This is a genomic window from Mycobacterium sp. DL592 (assembly GCF_011694515.1).
In the GTDB taxonomy this organism is placed as follows: Bacteria; Actinomycetota; Actinomycetes; order Mycobacteriales; family Mycobacteriaceae; genus Mycobacterium.
This window is the reverse complement of record NZ_CP050192.1, coordinates 4,007,659-4,025,109: the sequence shown is the minus strand read 5'-3', so window position 1 is coordinate 4,025,109 and position 17,451 is coordinate 4,007,659. Positions and strand designations below refer to the sequence as shown.

The window sequence follows — 17,451 nt, the reverse complement described above, 5'->3', positions numbered from 1 at the left end:
GGACACCATCATGACTCAAACACTCGACAACGACATCACTTCCTCGACCGACACGATGCACGCCGCCGTCGTCACCGAATTCGGCGCCCCGCTGAGCGTCGGCGAGGTCGACCTGCCCACCCCCGGGCCCGGCGAGGTGCTGGTGAAGCTGGAGACCTCCGGCGTCTGCCACACCGATCTGCATGCCGCACATGGCGATTGGCCGGTCAAGCCGCAGCCGCCGTTCATCCCCGGGCACGAGGGGTACGGCACCGTCGTCGCGCTCGGCCCCGGCGTCAGCGACCTCGCCCTGGGCGACAAGGTCGGCAACGCGTGGCTCTGGTCGGCGTGCGGCACCTGCGAGTACTGCCGCACCGGCTGGGAAACGCTGTGTGAGAGCCAGCGCAACGGCGGCTACAGCGTCAACGGCAGCTTCGGCAGCTACATGCTGGTCAACTCGGCCTACGCAGCCCGCATCCCCGACAACGTCGACCCCTTGGAGGTGGCGCCGATCTTGTGCGCCGGGGTCACGGTCTATAAGGGCCTCAAGGTCACCGACACCCGACCGGGCCAGTGGGTGGCGATCTCGGGCATCGGCGGGCTCGGCCACATCGCGGTGCAGTACGCCCGCGCGATGGGGCTGCGGGTGGTGGCGGTCGACATCGACGACGCCAAACTGGCTCTGGCGCAACGACTCGGCGCCGAAGTGGCCGTCAACGCCCGCACCTCCGACGTCGTCGCCGAGGTGCAGAAGGCCACCGGTGGCGTCCACGGAGTGCTCGTCACCGCGGTGCACCCGCAAGCGTTCGGCCAGGCCATCGGGCTGACCCGCCGCGGCGGAACGATCGTGTTCAACGGCCTACCACCCGGTGACTTCCCGGCGCCGATCTTCGACATCGTGCTGAAGGGCTTGACGATTCGCGGCTCCATCGTCGGAACCCGCCAGGACATGGCCGAGGCATTGGACTTCTACGCTCGCGGCCTGATCCACCCGACGGTGGAAGCCGCTCGGCTCGAGGACATCAACGAGGTGTTCGGCCGGATGCAACGCGGGCAGATCGACGGCCGCGTGGTCATCGACTATCGCTGAGTCCCCAGCATCTCGCGAACGGGCCCGATCCCGACGAGACGGATGTCGTCGCGTCGGATCGTGGCCCACTGCCCCGACGTCATGGTGAATTCGACTATGGTGTCGGGGCTTTCGCGCCGGTTCTCCCGTGCGGTGGCAGTCTCGGTGTAGGGCAGTGAGCGCGTCACCCCCAGCGAGGCCGCGTTGTCGTGCCAGGCCCGGGTGCGGGCGGCGTCCGCGTCGAATCCCGCGAAGATCAGATGCAGTGCCGCCTGGCGCATCTCCTTCCCGATGCCCCGACCCTGATGCGACCGCCCCAGCCAGGACCCGGTGAGCAGAGTCCGCTGTTGCGGGAAGTCCTCGGCATGCACCGAACACATCCCCACCACCGACGTGCCGACCAGGACCGCCAGGTCGAGGTTCCACCGCTGCACCGTCGTCTCGGTGCGGTTGCGCCAGTAGTGACGCAGACAATTGCGCTCGAGCTCGGGAGACGGCACGTCGGTCCACGGCTCGCTGAACGGCATCGTCGCCGGATCGTGAATCCCGTTGGCGGCCAAGGCAGCCAGCTCGAGTCCCACCTCGTCACTGATGTAGCGCAGCGTCAGTCTCGGGGTCACCACGTCGAGATCGGCCAGCGGCCAGACAACGTTCGCCATGGCGTCCATCGGACCACACGGGGCGCCGGCTCCGAAACCGATTTACCGCGGGTAGCGCAGCCCGTGCCCGAAGCGGAACAACGGATCGGCGGTGTCGAAGGCGACGTCGGTGCGGCTGGCTTCCACCGCCGAATCCGAGCGGGGCAGGTCGAAGGGCAGCGAGCCCGCCGGCCCCGACTCTTCGAACACCACGTCGAGCAGTGCCTGCTCGCTCACCCCGAAGTTCGCCATGACCGCTCCGGCGGCATCGACGAACGGAGTCAGCACCGCCGGCCGATCCAGGTAGACGTCCAGTACCGTCGGAACCTCGGTGCATACGTCGAGCACCCGCTGGACCTCCTGCGCCCCGAATTCCAGCGAGCCGTGGTGGAACAAGGCGGCCATACCTTCCGAACGCGGCTCGAACGGGGCCTTGATCCGCAGGATCGCCACGTCGGCGTCGGCGGGGGAGTGCACCGACTCGGCGTACCCCGACAGCGAGGACAGCTCAGGTGCGAACACCTTGACGCCGCGGCGCAGCGGCAACAGGCCGGTATTCGTCAACAGGGTCATCGAGTCACGCTGGGCGCGTAGTCCCGCATCGCGAAACTCGCTTCGTCCCACGGTGATCGCTGCGTGTTCCTCGTCGATGAACGGATGGTCGAACAGGCCGAGTTCGAACTTCGTCCGCAGCACCCGTCGCACCGACTCGTCGATCCGGGCTTCGCTGACCCTGCCGGCCGCGATCACCGACAGCAGCACGTCGGTGCAGTCCTCGCCGCCGAACTGGTCGACGCCGGCCTCCAGCACCCGCACCACGCGGTCCGCCGCGCTCAGGTGTTCCACACCCCAGGCGCGGGCGACGCCGAGATCGCCCAGATCCGGGTGATCGGTGATCAAACCCCAATCGGTGCAGACGATTCCGTCGAATCCGGGCTCGTTGCGCAGCACGCCGGTGATGACCGACTTGTTGAAACCGAAGCCCACCTCATCCCAGTCCGTGCCGACCGGCATGCCGTAGTAGGGCATCACCTCCGCGGCGCCGGCGTCGAGCGCGGCCAGGAACGGGCGCAGGTGGTAGTCGGCGTTGTCGCCGGGGTAGACCTGTTCACGTCCCCACGCGAAGTGTGGGTCGTTGCCGTCCTTCTGGGGGCCGCCGCCCGGGAAGTGTTTGATCATCGCGGCCACGGAGTTGTTATCGAGTGAATCACCCTGCAGCCCAAGGACATACGCCACACCAAGTTGTGACGCCAGGTCGGCGTCCTCGCCGAACGTGGTGTTGATCCGTGCCCACCGGGGTTCGGTGGCCAAGTCCAGTTGAGGGTGCAGTGCAACGCGGATACCCGCGGCGAGGTACTCCTGCCGGACGATGTCTGCGAACGCCCGTACCCGCTCAGCCGAGCCGATGGCGGCCAGTCCCAGCGTCTCCGGCCACTGCGAGAACGGGCCCGCCATCATTTGTGTCAACGGGTTGTCCCCGAAGTGATGGCGTGGATCGGTGGACAATGTGACCGGAATGCCGAGTGGGTGCTGCAGCGCGGCGCGTTGAACGCTGTTGTGCCATTGCGCGAACGCGCGTCCGTCGGCCAGTGTGCCCAGGATGTTGAAATGCCGCAGTCCCCGGTCGAGAAGTGAACGCAGCGACCGCGGGCCGAACAGCTGCACACTGTCGTCGACGCCGGCCGGCACCGCCATGGTGTGGAACATCAGCCCCACCTTGTCCGCAAGGGTCAGCCTGGCGAGCAGATCCTCGGTCCGCCGGGACACCGACAGCGTGCTGTCCAGGTACGGGTGAGCGGGATCGGACATCGGCCTTCCTCTCGGTCATCTGCAAGGATGCCAGCTGATGAGCACAGCTAACAGACCGCAGAACTACTTCTCCATCGGCTCGGTGCGTCGGACCGAGGGTGGTATCGCGCTCGATCAGCAGCTCACGCCGACGCTGATGGACCACCGCGGTGCGCTAGGCATGCCCGCCTATGCCGTCACCGCGGAGTCGGCCACCAGCGGTGCCTATTGGTATTCATTCACCGAACCGGTGGCCACCGTCCAGTCCTGGCTGTCGCTGACGGCCGGCGCCGCGGTGCACGTCGGTGACCGGCTTTGCGCTACCGCCACGATGGCCCACTACGACGACAGCTACGGCATTCCCACGGTGACCGTGACCAACGGCGACCAGGTCGTGTGCTCGGGGGTGGGCCGGACGGTCCGGGTCAGCCGCAGCACCCCCGAACTGCGGGCACTGGACCCCGCCGGGAATGTCACCGGAAACGAGACACTGCCCGAGCCACCACCGGTGGACACCACGGTGTCGGCCATCGACCCCGGCTGGGACGGCCGGCGGATCCTTGCCGCGTTGCGCAGCGGCGAAATCGCCCGCGGCCCGGTAGGTGAACTGCTGGCCTTGACTGTCATTGCCGACGAGGAGCCCGTCGTCACCGTCGAGCCGCAGCCGTGGATGGCCAACGTGCTCGGTGCCATCCAGGGCGGCGTGATCGCCTCGATCATCGGCGAGGCCTGTTCGCTGGCCGGGCAGGCTCACACCGGCCCCGGCGATACCTACACCCTGGCTGACCTCAGCGTTTACTACTTCCGTTCACCCCCGGTCGACGGCCGTGAACTCGCCATGGCGACCACCACCGAGCGGGTGGGACGGCGGATGGCCACCGTCAGCGCCACGATGTCCGACCACGGCGGCACCGAGTACGTCCGGGCCACCGCCAACATCGCCTACGACCGGGGCTGACGCGTTTTGACCTGCCCGGATCGCCGCAGGTAAGCTGCCACGTTGGCGTGCGGTACGCCGCGGATCTCCGCGGAGTCAGCCGGGGTCTCGGGTCAGTGTTGGTCGCCGAGATGCGAAGCCCGACCGTCACGTCCGACCGGCACCCGGGTCATACCGGGACCTAACACCGGGGTGCGAACCCCTAACGAGAGGTAGTAGCGCTGTGCCTACGTACACGCCGAAGGCAGGTGACACCACGCGTTCGTGGTACGTCATCGATGCCACCGACGTGGTGCTCGGCCGGCTCGCCGTTGCAGCAGCAACTCTGCTGCGCGGCAAGCACAAGCCGACATTCACGCCCAATGTCGACGGTGGCGATTTCGTCATCGTCATCAACGCCGACAAGATCGCCGTCAGTGGCGACAAGCTCCAGAGCAAGATGGCCTACCGCCACTCGGGTTACCCCGGTGGTCTGCGGGCCCGCACGCTCGGCGACGAGCTCGAGAAGCACGCCGACCGCGTGGTCGAGAAGGCCATCGTCGGCATGCTGCCGCACAACAAGCTGAGCCGCCAGATCCAGAAGAAGCTCAAGGTCTACGCCGGCCCGGATCATCCGCACGCTGCCCAGCAGCCGATTCCGTTCGATATCAAGCAGGTGGAGCAGTGAGCGAAACGACAGACGTGACAACCGACGTCGAGGACACCGAGGTGACTGAGGCTGCCGAGGTCACCGAGGCGCCCGAGGCTCCTGAGGTCACCGAGCAGGCCGCGCCGCGCGAACCCGTCATCATCGACCGCCCGATCCAGACCGTCGGCCGCCGCAAGGAGGCTGTCGTGCGGGTCCGGCTGGTTCCCGGCACCGGCCAGTTCCACCTGGACGGCCGCACCCTGGAGGCGTACTTCCCCAACAAGGTGCACCAGCAGCTGATCAAGGCTCCGCTGGTGACCGTCGACCGGGTCGACGCTTTCGACATCTACGCCCACCTCGACGGCGGCGGCCCCTCGGGTCAGGCCGGTGCGCTTCGCCTCGCGATCGCCCGCGCGCTGATCCTGGTGCAGCCGGAGGACCGCCCGGCCCTGAAGAAGGCCGGCTTCCTCACGCGTGACCCGCGTGCCATCGAGCGCAAGAAGTACGGCCTGAAGAAGGCCCGTAAGGCGCCGCAGTACAGCAAGCGCTGATCTGCCGCGCGTTTCGACGCAAAGCTCGCCGGGTGTGTCCGTTCGGATGCACCCGGCGAGTTTTTTGTGCCCTGTGTCACTTGCGATACCTGCAGCTCAGCGGCGTATCGGCAGCCGATCATTAAGTTTTGGTTTGAGTTCGCCGGCCCGCGGCAAGCCTCTTGGAGGCCGACAGCGTTGTCGGCTGCCCGAGGTGGGAGAAAGAGGACCTTTACGGGGGGTCGATGTCCACCTTCGGGGCTGTGTGTTGAACCTCGCGCAGCTCTTGGATCCCTGCCCACAACGCAGAAGAACAAGGAGCGAACATGAACTCGATCACGAAGACGGCCGCAGGCACCCTCCTGGGCGGATCGCTGCTCGTCGCGGGTGGCCTCAGCCTCGCGCACGCAGCACCGCCGGAGGCCCAGTCGGTCGTCGGTGACGGCAAGCTCAACGTCACCCTCAGCGTCGACGGTCAGCGACTCGGCGTCCTGCAGGAAGTGCCGCTGACGGGTGCGCAGTCCCTGGCCGCGGCCGTATGCCCGGCTGACGACCTGTCGCCGCGCCTGGCCGACCTCGACACCAACCTCGTCCAGACCGTTCCGGTCTGCAACAGCGTCACCGGCGGACTCAGCTACACCTTCAGCCAGAACGGCGGGGCAGCGGAGACCGCGCCGCTCGCGCCGGCCGAGAGCCCCGCGCCGATGACTCCGGCCCCGAGCGCCAGCGCGACGCCGACCACACCGTCGGCAGCCCCGACCCGCTAGGCCTTCGCTACGACCCACCGCCTGCACCTCCCCGGGGGTGCGGGCGGTCGTCGTTGACGGGGCTGCGTCTCGCTCGAATGTCGGTTTGGCGGCGACATGGCGGATAACCTCGTCGGTTGTGGATTGAGGCGGTAATTGTGAGAGGTTGTCCGCATGGGTCGACTGTTCGGGACCGACGGTGTCCGGGGTGTGGCCAACCGGGAACTGACGGCTGAGCTGGCACTGGCCCTGGGGGCGGCCGCGGCACGGCGGCTGGCTGCCACCGCGCGGTCGGGACGGCCGGTCGCGGTGATCGGCCGCGATCCGCGGGCCAGCGGCGAGATGCTCGAGGCCGCGGTGATCGCCGGGGTGACCAGTGAGGGTGTCGACGCGCTGCGGGTGGGTGTGCTGCCCACGCCTGCCGTCGCCTACTTGACGGGTGCCTACGACGCCGACTTCGGCGTGATGATCTCGGCGTCACACAACGCGATGCCCGATAACGGCATCAAGATCTTCGGCCCCGGCGGCCATAAGCTCGACGACGCCACCGAGGACCGCATCGAGGAACTCGTCGCCCAAGGTCCCGGTCTGCGGCCGGTTGGCGCCGGCATCGGCCGCGCGCTTGACGCCGCCGACGCACTCGAGCGCTACCTGAGCCATGTCCGTGCCGCGGCTCCGGTGCGGCTGGACGGTCTGACCGTGGTCGTCGACTGTGCCAATGGCGCCGCCTCGGCGGCCGCACCGCGCGCCTATCAGGCCGCCGGTGCCCGCGTGATCGCGATTCACGCCGAGCCCAACGGGCTCAACATCAACGACGGCTGCGGCTCGACGCACCTCGACCAACTTCAGGCCGCCGTCGTCGCCCACGGCGCCGATCTGGGGCTGGCCCACGACGGCGACGCCGACCGCTGCCTCGCGGTAGACGCCGCCGGCCAGATCGTCGACGGTGACGCCATCATGGTGGTCCTCGCGCTGGCCATGCAGGAATCCGGTGAGCTGGCCTCCAACACGCTGGTGGCCACCGTGATGAGCAACCTAGGCCTGCACCTCGCCATGCGTGAGGCCGGTATCACCGTGCGGACCACCGGCGTCGGCGACCGCTACGTGCTCGAAGAGCTGCGGGCCGGCGAGTACTCGCTGGGCGGCGAGCAGTCCGGCCACATCGTGATGCCGGCGCTGGCCACCACCGGCGACGGCATCGTCACAGGTCTGCGGCTGATGTCGCGGATGGCCCACACCCGCACCTCGCTGGCCGGGCTCGCAGCCCCGATGCAGACGCTGCCCCAGGTCCTGATCAACGTCGAGGTGGCCGACAAGGCCACCGTGGCCGAGGCGCCCGCGGTGCGCAGCGCGGTGCGGGCGGCCGAGGCCGAGCTCGGCGACACCGGACGAATTCTGTTGCGCCCCTCCGGAACCGAGCAGATGGTTCGGGTGATGGTCGAGGCCGCCGACGAGGACACCGCCCGGCAGTTGGCCATCCGGGTGGCCGAGTCGGTCAGCGCCGAGGGCTGATTTCCGCCGAAGCGGAACCGTCGCGGGCAGTCCTGCGTCCAATCCGACATGGGCACAACACGCGTGGACACTGCGGCGGCGCATGCTGCCGCGCAACGGTTCACCGCCGCGGCGCAGCTCCTCGAGACCGCCGCGCGCACCGGTGGCCTGAGTTTCAGCGGTTCCACGGCCGGCCGGGCGCATGCCGCCAGCGGCGAGCGGCTGCATGCCGCGCTCGATGAGGTGAGGGTCCAGCTGGCCCAGTGGTCGCGGGCTGCCGAAGAAGTCGCTGCCGCGCTGCGCGCCGGTGCACAGCAGTACGCCGATGCCGAGCTGCGCGCCGCGGCGGTGCTGCGATGACGTTCGACGTCGTGGGTCGGCTCGATCAGGGCCGCCAGGCGGTGGCCGACACCCAGACCTATGTGACGGCGTGCCATCTGCTGGGATATAGCCACCCCGATTTGACCGCCTATGCCGCACAGGTGCTCGAGTGGTACGGCACCGAGGACGGCCTGGACCTCGACGTGCTCGACTCCGACTGCGCGGCCGTGCGCGCCATGGCTGACACCGCCGAGGACGCGCTCCGTATGCAGCACGACGCTCTGCGTGGTATCGCCGAGGCGTGGAATGGTGACTCCGGCTCCGTCGCAGGGCTTTTCGTCGAACGGCACTGCCAGGCGGGTGCCGCCGTCGCAGGTGCCCTGCGCGCCGCGGCGGATAGCTGCGCTCAGCTGCGTGACACCCTCCTGAGGGTGGTCGACGAGAAGGTGCACACCGCGACCGCGATCGACGATCGGGTGGCGGCGCAGCGCCCGGCATGGCTGGCCGCGGCCCGCACCGTGATGAGCGCGGCACCCGATCGGGCTGAGGCCGCCGACGTCGTCGTCCACCAGATCACCCCCTACGTCGACGCCGACATCCGCACCGAGTGGGTCACCGCGATGCGGTCCGCGACATCGGCGGTGGAGTCGGCCTACGCCGATGCGATCCGCCAGGTGACATTCTGCGGCCCAGTGGTTTTCGCGGTTCCCGGTCAGCTGTTCGTGGCGCCACCGCAGCCCGCGCCGCTCACGGCGGCCCCAGCTGCCGCCCCGCTCAGCATGCCCGCCGCCGCCGTGAGCCCCGTGCCACCAGAAGCCGTGAACGCCCGGCCTGCGACGCCCGCACCCTTGGGCCCTGCGCCATCCGCCCCGGAAACAGCTCTGTCGCAGCAACTTCCACCGCCGCAGGCCGGGGATCCGCTCGGCTCCGGTGCCGCAGCGATGCCGGCTCCCGCGATCCCTTCCGTTCCCGACGTGGGCGGCGGCTTGACGGGGCTCGGCGGCCAGCTCGCCGACGCCATCGGCACTCTGCTGGCCAGTGCATCGCACGTCCCGGCCGATACCGCGGTACCCGATACCGCCGCGGCCGACGATCTCGCCGACGCCGAACCGGAAAGCGCTGAGCCACAGACAGATCCGGCGGGCACGGGCACCGAGGATCAGGAAGGCGACCCACCCGACGACACCGGCGCAACAGGGGAGGCGACCACCACCGAGCCCGTCGAGGAATCCGTCGCCGAGCAGACCGCGCCTGCACCGTTACCACCGGCCGACCCGCAACCACCCGTCATCGAACCCGAGCCAGAGATCGAATCCCTGGACGAGAAGTCGCCGTGTGAGATCGCCGCCGACGAACTGGCGCAGGTCGGCCAGTGACCGAGGCAACGCCGCGGCCCGCAGTGCCCGCCGCGCAGCGGCGGCTGTTGCGGCCTGCTGACGAACAGCGTTCCCTCACAACACCTGTGGTCAGGGCAGCAGCTGCTGCAGCTCCTCGACGTACTTGACGTACTCGGCGCCGTCGGCGGTCACCGGCGTCGCCAACAACGTCGTCACCCCGGCCTCGGCGAACGCGGCGATGCGCTCCTTGACAAAGCCGCGCGGCCCGATCAGCGACACCTGACGCACCAGCTCGTCCGGCACTGCGGCAATCGCTTCGGCCTTGCGCCCGGCCAGGAACAGATCCTGAATGTGGTCTGCCACCTCGCCGTAGCCGTACCGGGTGGCCAGCTTGTGGTAGAAGTTCTGACCGCGCGCACCCATGCCACCGATGTAGAGCGCCAGGTGTGGTTTGGCCCAGCCGAGTCGTTCCTCGACATCGTCGCCGACGGCCAGGGACACCCCGACCATCACATCGAGTTCGCCGAGAGCCTTGTCGCGCTTGGCCTTTCCGGCACGAAGCGACTCACCCCAGACGTCGTCGGCCTTCTCCGGAAGGAAGAAGACCGGCTGCCAGCCCTCGGCGATCTCGGCAGTGAGTTCCACATTCTTGGGTCCGAGCGCGGCGATGGTGATCGGGATGTTCTCCCGCACAGGATGATTGATGAGCTGCAACGGCTTGCCCAGCCCGGTGCCGCGGTCGGCGGGCAGCGGGATCTGGTAGCTCTTGCCCTGATGCTGCACCCGCTCGCGCCGCCACACCTGACGGCAGATCTCGACGACCTCCCGGGTCCGGCCCATGGGGGCGTCGAAGGGAACGCCGTGAAAGCCCTCGACGACCTGGGGCCCGGAGGTGCCGATGCCCAGCCGGAAGCGGCCGTCGGACACGTAGTCCAGGCCGGCGGCCGTCATCGCCAGCAGGGACGGGGTCCGGGTATAGATCGGGACCACGCCGGAGCCCAGCTCGATCCGCGATGTCTTGGCCGCCAGATAGCCGAGCTGGCTGATGGCGTCATACGAGTACGCCTCGGCCACCAGGGCGATATCCACGCCCGCCTGTTCCAACACGACGATGTGCTCGACAGCCTCACGGAAGCCGCCTGAATACTCCAGAAAAACACCGGTGCGCATCACGGAGCTATATCACCAACCAGTTGGTTGGGGGTCGTCGGGTTTTCGCCGACCGGCCACCTACGTCGCGAGAATGCGCAGAATGCGTGCCGCAACTGGCCACTCGTCGCTCCGAACCCGGCTACTTGAGTAGCGCGACGATCCGGTCCTCGGGCTTCAGCGGCTCGGCCTCCGGATCGGGCTTGGCCGTCTTGGGCAGCACCGCCTCGGGGTCGGCGAACTCGCGATAGGTCTTGTCGCCGGTGAGCTGGAAGAGCAGAAAGCCGGTCAACAGCGCCCGGACCGCCTTCTGGGTACCGCGATCGGAACCCGGCACGCCCAGCAGTCGGGCGAACCTGCGCTTCTCGGCCAGCCCGGCGGACGTCGCCTTGTTGACGATGTGGAGCACCGCACCGGGCCACGCCTCGGCCAGATCAAGGGCATCGGTCCGCAGCGACTGCGGGTCGTCCGGCGAGCTGAGGACCAGGCCCGGCACCTTCAAGCTGACGGCAGGCTGTTGGGCAGGCGGTTTGGTGACCGACGGGAACAGGGCGGCCACCGCCTTGGGTGCCGACTTGCCCGCCCCGGCCAGGCCTGCCGCGGCGAACACCGCCGCCGAGCCGCCGAAACCGTGGCCGGCCAGGCCCAGCTTGGTCGGTTGCACGCTGATCTGCCCGGGGCCCAGCCGGACCCCGGTGACGATGTCCAGTGTCGTGCCCAGGTCGAACGCCAGGTTCAGCACGGACGGCGCAGGCCCGCGTTCGGTGTTCGGCGCCGCCGCGACGATGCCCCACGACGCCAGATGCTCCAGCGTTTTGACGTAGTGATCGACGGGTGTGAGCCAATCGTGGCCGAACGCCACAGCGGGCAGATTGAAGCCCGAAGCCGGGGTGTAGACGATGCCCGGAAGACCGGCAAACGCCAGGTCACCGCGCAAAACCTGATGTGGACCGCGGCGGGTCAGCGCCGCGAAGAGCTTGCGTGTCCGGGCCACCCCATGACCGTAGCCCACCGTCTTGGCCTCCGGTGCTGCACTACCCTTGGACCCATGTGCGGAATCGTGGCTTACGTCGGGCATCGCCCGGCCCGCGACGTCGTCGTGGACGCGCTGCGCCGCATGGAGTACCGCGGTTACGACTCCTCCGGCCTGGCTCTGCTCGACGGACACGGCGGGCTGACGGTCCGCCGCCGCGCCGGACGGCTCGCCAACCTCGAGGAGGCGCTGGCCGAAACCGACCCCGTCGCCCTGACCGGCACCGCGGGCGTCGGCCACACCCGGTGGGCCACCCACGGCAGGCCCACCGACCGCAACGCCCACCCGCACCGCGACGCCGCCGGCAAGTTCGCCGTCGTGCACAACGGGATCATCGAGAACTTCGCGACGCTGCGCCACGACCTGGAAGCCGAGGGCGTGGAGTTCGCCAGCGACACCGACACCGAGGTGGCTGTGCACCTGGTGTCCCGGGCCTACCACCAGGGCCCCACCGCCGGCGACTTCGTGGCCTCGGTGCTCTCGGTGCTGCGGCAGCTCGAAGGCCACTTCACCCTGATGTTCGCCAACGCCGACAGCCCCGGCACCATCGTGGCGGCCCGCCGGTCGACGCCGTTGGTGGTCGGTATCGGCCAGGACGAGATGTTCCTGGGCTCCGACGTCGCCGCCTTCATCGAGTACACCCGCGAGGCCGTCGAGCTCGGCCAGGACCAGGCTGTGGTGATCACCGCCGACGGCTACCGCATCACCGACTTCGACGGCTGTGACGACGCCGCGAACGCTCGCGAGTTTCACATCGACTGGGACCTGTCGGCCGCCGAGAAGGGCGGCTACGAGTACTTCATGCTCAAGGAGATCGCCGAGCAGCCGACTGCGGTCGCCGACACCCTGCTCGGGCATTTCGTCGACGGCCGGATCGTGCTCGACGAGCAGCGCCTGAGCGATCAGGAACTCCGCGAGGTCGACAAGGTCTTCATCGTCGCCTGCGGCACCGCATTCCATTCCGGGCTGCTGGCCAAGTACGCGATCGAGCACTGGACCCGGCTGCCCGTCGAGGTCGAACTCGCCAGCGAGTTCCGCTACCGCGACCCGGTGCTCGACCGGGGCACGCTGGTCATCGCGATCTCGCAGTCCGGCGAGACGGCCGACACCCTCGAAGCGGTCCGGCACGCCAAGGCGCAGAAGGCCAAGGTGCTGGCCATCTGCAACACCAACGGCAGCCAGATTCCCCGTGAAGCCGACGCCGTCCTCTACACCCGGGCCGGACCGGAGATCGGGGTGGCGGCCACCAAGACCTTCCTGGCCCAGATCGCCGCCAACTACCTGGTCGGTCTGGCTCTGGCGCAGGCGCGCGGCACCAAGTACCCCGACGAGGTCGAACGCGAGTACCGCGAACTGGAGTCGATGCCCGCCCAGGTGGCCCGGGTGCTCGAACACGTCGACTCGATCACCAAGCTCGGCCACGCCTTCGCGGCGTCACCGGCGGTGCTGTTCCTGGGTCGCCATGTCGGCTACCCGGTGGCGCTCGAAGGTGCGCTCAAGCTCAAGGAGCTGGCGTACATGCATGCCGAGGGCTTTGCCGCCGGCGAGCTCAAGCACGGCCCGATCGCCCTGATCGACGAAGACCTCCCGGTGATCGTGGTCATGCCCTCCCCGAAGAACGCCGCGACCTTGCACGCCAAGCTGCTCAGCAATATCCGCGAAGTGCAGGCCCGTGGTGCCGTCACCATCGTCATCGCCGAGGAAGGCGACGACACGGTACGCCCGTACGCGGATCACATCTTCGAAATCCCGGCTGTGTCAACGCTTTTCCAACCGCTGCTGTCCACGGTCCCGCTGCAGGTGTTCGCCGCCGCGGTGGCGAGGGCCCGCGGCTACGACGTGGACAAGCCGCGCAACCTGGCCAAGTCGGTCACCGTCGAATAGTCGCGGTCTGCAGGTCGCACGCCGTCGACTGTGTACCAGCGGCCGTCCGCCACGTAACCTGGGTTGCGATGCGGTACTACTACACCGCCGAGGCGATTCGCGCCGCTGAGGCGCCTCTGCTGGCAACCCTGCCCGACGGTGTCCTGATGCGCCGTGCCGCCTATGGACTGGCGACCGCGATCGCGCGCGAGCTGAGGAGCCGGACCGGTGGCATCGCGGGCCGGCGGATCTGCGCCGTGGTCGGCTCCGGTGACAACGGCGGCGACGCGCTGTGGGCGGCGACCTTCCTGCGCCGGCGCGGCGCAGCGGCATCGGCGGTCCTCCTCAGCCCGGAGCACACCCATGCCAAGGCGCTGGCGGCATTCCGCGCCGCAGGTGGCCGGGTGGTGGCCGACGTCGCACCCGACACCGCTCTGGTGATCGACGGGGTGGTCGGGATCTCCGGCAAGGGACCGCTGCGCCCGGCTGCGGCCGCCGTCTTCGCCGCGGTCGACGCCGCAGGCATCCCGGTGGTGGCCGTGGACATCCCCAGCGGCGTCGACGTGCACACCGGCGCCGTCACCGGCCCAGCCGTGCGCGCCGCCCTCACGGTCACCTTCGGTGGTCTCAAACCCGTGCATGCCCTTGCCGACTGCGGCCGCGTCGAGCTCGTCGACATCGGGCTGGACCTGCCGCCCACCGATGTCCTCGGCTTCGACGCCGCCGACGTCAAGGCCCGCTGGCCGGTGCCGCAACCGCACGACGACAAGTACAGCCAGGGCGTTACCGGAATCCTGGCGGGCTCGTCGACGTATCCGGGCGCGGCGATCCTGTGCACCGGCGCCGCGGTGGCCGCGACCGCTGGCATGAAACGTTATGCGGGCTCGGCGGCCGCCGAAGTGGTGTCGCACTGGCCGGAGGTCGTCGCCGCGCCGAGCGCCGCCGCGGCGGGCCGAGTGCAGTCCTGGATTGTGGGACCCGGCCTGGGCACCGACGAAACCGCTTTCGAGGCGCTGACTTTCGCGCTCAGCAGCGACCTCCCGGTGATCGTCGACGCCGACGCTCTGACGATGCTGGCTGCCCACCCGCACCTGGTGTCCGAGCGCGAGGCGCCGACGGTGCTGACACCGCATGCCGGCGAATTCGCGCGGCTGGCTTCCGGAGCCGGATGGCCGGCGACATCGGACGCAGCTGAACCCGGTGAGGACCGGATCGGCGCCGCCCGTCGCCTGGCCGACCAGCTGGGCGCCACCGTGCTGTTGAAGGGCAACGTGACGGTCATCGCCGGCCCGGCGGGCAGGAGCGAACCGACCCGGGGGTCAGCGGCGGCGGGCAGGAGCGAAGCAACCGGGGGGTCAGCGGCGTCCGGCAGGGTGTACCTCAATCCCGCGGGCGGGGCGTGGGCGGCGACGGCCGGATCCGGTGATGTGTTGTCCGGCATGATCGGTGCGCTGCTGGCGGCGGGCCTGCCACCGGTGGAAGCGGCCGCCGCGGCGGCGTTCGTCCATGCCCGCGCCGCCAACGCCTCGGCGGCCGACCCCGGCCCCGCGCCCGCACCCACGTCGGCGTCACGCATCCTGGCCCACATTCGTTCAGCTGTTGCAGAACTGTAGAGAGAAGGAACCATGCCGCACGTCAAGTATCGCTCCCCGTCGATCGCACCGGCCTACACGGGACGGTTGTCGACCGACCCGGTCCCGTCGCTGCGGTTGCCGGCCGAGGCGATGGAACCGGCTGCGGCATACCGGTTCATCCACGACGAACTGATGCTCGACGGCAGCTCCCGGCTGAACCTCGCGACGTTCGTGACGACGTGGATGGACCCTGAGGCCGAGAAGCTGATGGCCGAGACGTTCGACAAGAACATGATCGACAAGGACGAGTACCCCGCCACCGCGGCCATCGAATCTCGTTGCATATCAATGGTTGCCGATCTTTTCCATGCCGAGAATCTGCGTGATGACGATGCCGCCAGTTCAGTCGGTGCCTCGACCATCGGGTCGTCGGAAGCGGTGATGCTCGGTGGGCTGGCGTTGAAGTGGAAGTGGAAGGAGCGTGTCGGCGACGCCTGGAAGACGCGCACCCCCAACCTGGTGATGGGCGCCAACGTCCAGGTGGTGTGGGAGAAGTTCTGCCGCTATTTCGAAGTCGAGCCGCGCTACATCCCGATGACCGAGGACTGCTACGTCATCACTCCCGAGCAGGTGCTCGAGTACGTCGACGAGGACACCATCGGCGTGGTGGCGATCCTGGGTACCACCTACACCGGCGAACTGGAGCCGATCGCCGAGATCTGCGCCGCCCTGGATAAGTTGGCCAAGGACACCAAGCTCGACATCCCGGTGCACGTCGACGCGGCCAGTGGCGGGTTCGTCGTGCCGTTCCTGCACCCGGACCTCAAGTGGGACTTCCGGCTTCCGCGGGTGGTCTCCATCAACGTCAGCGGCCACAAGTACGGGCTGACCTATCCCGGGGTGGGATTCGTGGTGTGGCGCAACGCCGATCACCTGCCCGAGGATCTGGTGTTCCGGGTCAACTATCTCGGCGGTGACATGCCGACCTTCACGCTGAACTTCTCCCGGCCGGGCAATCAGGTGGTCGGTCAGTACTACAACTTCCTGCGCCTGGGCCGCGCCGGGTACACCCACGTGATGCAGTGCCTGTCGAGCACCGCGCGCTGGTTGTCGGACCGACTGGAAGAATGCCAGCACTTCACGGTGATCTCCGATGGGTCGGCCATCCCGGTGGTGGCGTTCAAGCTGTCCGGCGACTTCGGCTACACCGAGTTCGACGTGTCGGCCGCGCTGCGGTCCTACGGCTGGCAGGTGCCCGCCTACACCATGCCGCAAGGGGCAGAAGACATTTCAGTGCTCAGGGTGGTGGTGCGAGAAGGGTTCTCCGCCGACTTGGCCCGCTCGCTGTGGGAGGACCTCAACGCCGTGCTGGGACATCTGGACGCGATCAAGCCGGCCGGCCATTTCGACCAGGAGCACTTCGCGCACTAGGCGGGGGACTGCGTCGGGGTATAGGAGTCGCCGAGGTCGTCGGCCTGGCATTCGACCACGGTCTCCGACGGGGCGGTGCGCTCCCACAGCACGGCGCCGACGCAGGCCGTGACGACCCAACCGGTGCCGATCACGCCGCACCACGTCAGAAGCGCCATCGCGATCCCGATCGGCCCGAGTTCGGCCCAGCCGTCGAGCACCATCGGGAAGAAGACCCGCCCGCTCAGCGGGATGATCACGCCGTCGATCACCACGCCGGCCAGTCCGGCCAGCGCCAGGTGGACGAGGCTGCGGCCGCCGTTGCGGACCAGCAGTGCCGGGGTCAGCGACCAGAACAACCACACCGGCCCCTGCGCCAACGCGAACATCAATATCCGTGTCCCGCTGCTGTGGTGGTGGCCGAAGGTGATTCGTTCGCGGCAGACGATCATCGTCAGGTACAACGCGAACCACAGGGCACCGCGCAGCACCCGCTGGGTCAGGCCGAACTGTTCGCGTCGCCAGGCCTTGGCGAAGATGGCGGCCACAGTGACCGCCATCGGAATTCCCCAGATCAGGAAGCCGCCGACGCCGATGAACGTCCAACTCGAGCGCAGTCCTGCGGTGGTACCGAACGCGCCGCGCACCCGGTCGCTCGTCGGATGCACCAGGCCGAGCTCGCGGATCCAGATCGTGCCGGCGCTGGCGCTCTGGGCGAAGTTCTCGATATAGCTGAAGCCGAGGATCATCAGCGGGATCACGGTCGTGAACAGCTGAACCGAGACGAGGATGCCCAGGGTGGAACCGTCGATCTCCCGGAACCTGGCCAGGGTCGCCGCCGCCGGCCGCAACCGCCGGGACGCAGCCAGGCGCCGGTAGCGCTCCTCGAGCCGGGCGCGGACCTCGCTCTGGCGGCCGTCCTCGGTCATCGGACTACGTCCTGGAACACCCCGGCACG

General features: G+C 68.8%; 16 protein-coding genes. 11 read left to right on the top strand and 5 right to left on the bottom strand.

The genetic code is table 11. The features are described 5' to 3' along the window. The first annotated feature begins 10 nt into the window (after positions 1–10). Positions 11–1,069, top strand: coding sequence for an alcohol dehydrogenase AdhP (gene adhP / locus HBE64_RS19345; RefSeq protein WP_167105791.1), 1,059 nt, complete (start codon positions 11–13; stop codon positions 1,067–1,069). Here the strand turns inward: adhP and HBE64_RS19340 are convergent. Together HBE64_RS19340 and HBE64_RS19335 are read right to left on the bottom strand one after the other, a co-directional pair. After that, positions 1,060–1,707, bottom strand: coding sequence for a GNAT family N-acetyltransferase (locus HBE64_RS19340; RefSeq protein ID WP_167105788.1), 648 nt, complete (start codon positions 1,705–1,707; stop codon positions 1,060–1,062). The two genes, adhP and HBE64_RS19340, sit on opposite strands and share 10 nt — an antisense overlap. A gap of 42 nt (positions 1,708–1,749) precedes the next feature. Next, positions 1,750–3,495: a glycoside hydrolase family 3 protein gene (locus HBE64_RS19335; protein ID WP_167105785.1), complete on the bottom strand. Its 1,746-nt coding sequence runs from the start codon at positions 3,493–3,495 to the stop codon at positions 1,750–1,752. Between the two features lie 37 nt (positions 3,496–3,532). Here HBE64_RS19335 and HBE64_RS19330 point away from each other — a divergent pair, with 37 nt between their 5' ends. The 7 genes from HBE64_RS19330 to HBE64_RS19300 all read left to right on the top strand — a co-directional run bounded on the left by HBE64_RS19330 (position 3,533) and on the right by HBE64_RS19300 (position 9,503). Beyond that, positions 3,533–4,432 carry a PaaI family thioesterase gene (locus HBE64_RS19330; RefSeq protein ID WP_167105782.1) on the top strand — a complete coding sequence of 300 codons (900 nt, stop codon included), beginning with the start codon at positions 3,533–3,535 and terminating at the stop codon, positions 4,430–4,432. 202 nt (positions 4,433–4,634) lie between these two features. Next, positions 4,635–5,078 carry a 50S ribosomal protein L13 gene (gene rplM / locus HBE64_RS19325; protein WP_167105779.1) on the top strand — a complete coding sequence of 148 codons (444 nt, stop codon included), beginning with the start codon at positions 4,635–4,637 and terminating at the stop codon, positions 5,076–5,078. A 41-nt stretch (positions 5,079–5,119) separates the two neighbouring features. Continuing rightward, entirely contained in the window at positions 5,120–5,590 is a 471-nt protein-coding gene (gene rpsI / locus HBE64_RS19320; protein WP_167109448.1) for a 30S ribosomal protein S9, read from the top strand. A 305-nt stretch (positions 5,591–5,895) separates the two neighbouring features. Further along, positions 5,896–6,336 carry a hypothetical protein gene (locus HBE64_RS19315; protein WP_167105777.1) on the top strand — a complete coding sequence of 147 codons (441 nt, stop codon included), beginning with the start codon at positions 5,896–5,898 and terminating at the stop codon, positions 6,334–6,336. A 153-nt stretch (positions 6,337–6,489) separates the two neighbouring features. Continuing rightward, the gene (gene glmM, locus HBE64_RS19310) at positions 6,490–7,827 is read left to right on the top strand and encodes a phosphoglucosamine mutase (RefSeq protein WP_167105774.1); all 1,338 of its coding nucleotides are present in this window, start codon (positions 6,490–6,492) and stop codon (positions 7,825–7,827) included. Between the two features lie 48 nt (positions 7,828–7,875). Continuing rightward, on the top strand, positions 7,876–8,166 hold the full coding sequence (locus HBE64_RS19305; protein ID WP_167105771.1) for a type VII secretion target: 291 nt from the start codon (positions 7,876–7,878) through the stop codon (positions 8,164–8,166). Next, positions 8,163–9,503, top strand: coding sequence for a hypothetical protein (locus HBE64_RS19300; protein ID WP_167105768.1), 1,341 nt, complete (start codon positions 8,163–8,165; stop codon positions 9,501–9,503). The genes HBE64_RS19305 and HBE64_RS19300 overlap by 4 nt, the downstream gene beginning before the upstream one ends. Before the next feature lie 90 nt (positions 9,504–9,593). Here the strand turns inward: HBE64_RS19300 and HBE64_RS19295 are convergent, their stop codons facing one another. Together HBE64_RS19295 and HBE64_RS19290 are read right to left on the bottom strand one after the other, a co-directional pair. Further along, on the bottom strand, positions 9,594–10,634 hold the full coding sequence (locus HBE64_RS19295; RefSeq protein ID WP_167105765.1) for an LLM class F420-dependent oxidoreductase: 1,041 nt from the start codon (positions 10,632–10,634) through the stop codon (positions 9,594–9,596). A 121-nt stretch (positions 10,635–10,755) separates the two neighbouring features. Beyond that, a complete protein-coding gene (locus HBE64_RS19290; RefSeq protein WP_208300508.1) occupies positions 10,756–11,607 on the bottom strand; it encodes a dienelactone hydrolase family protein in 852 nt (283 codons plus the stop codon). Positions 11,608–11,661: 54 nt separating this feature from the next. On the opposite strand from HBE64_RS19290, the gene glmS reads away from it, so the two are divergent. The 3 genes from glmS to HBE64_RS19275 all read left to right on the top strand — a co-directional run bounded on the left by glmS (position 11,662) and on the right by HBE64_RS19275 (position 16,514). After that, on the top strand, positions 11,662–13,530 hold the full coding sequence (glmS, locus tag HBE64_RS19285; protein WP_167105759.1) for a glutamine--fructose-6-phosphate transaminase (isomerizing): 1,869 nt from the start codon (positions 11,662–11,664) through the stop codon (positions 13,528–13,530). A 68-nt stretch (positions 13,531–13,598) separates the two neighbouring features. Continuing rightward, complete coding sequence (locus HBE64_RS19280) at positions 13,599–15,122, top strand: NAD(P)H-hydrate epimerase (protein WP_167105756.1); 1,524 nt, start codon at positions 13,599–13,601, stop codon at positions 15,120–15,122. Positions 15,123–15,134: 12 nt separating this feature from the next. Further along, positions 15,135–16,514 (top strand): glutamate decarboxylase, encoded by a 1,380-nt coding sequence (locus HBE64_RS19275; RefSeq protein WP_167105753.1) that lies wholly within the window; start codon positions 15,135–15,137, stop codon positions 16,512–16,514. Here HBE64_RS19275 and HBE64_RS19270 read toward each other — a convergent pair. Beyond that, positions 16,511–17,422 (bottom strand): hypothetical protein, encoded by a 912-nt coding sequence (locus tag HBE64_RS19270; protein ID WP_167105751.1) that lies wholly within the window; start codon positions 17,420–17,422, stop codon positions 16,511–16,513. The two genes, HBE64_RS19275 and HBE64_RS19270, sit on opposite strands and share 4 nt — an antisense overlap. Positions 17,423–17,451 lie beyond the last annotated feature (29 nt).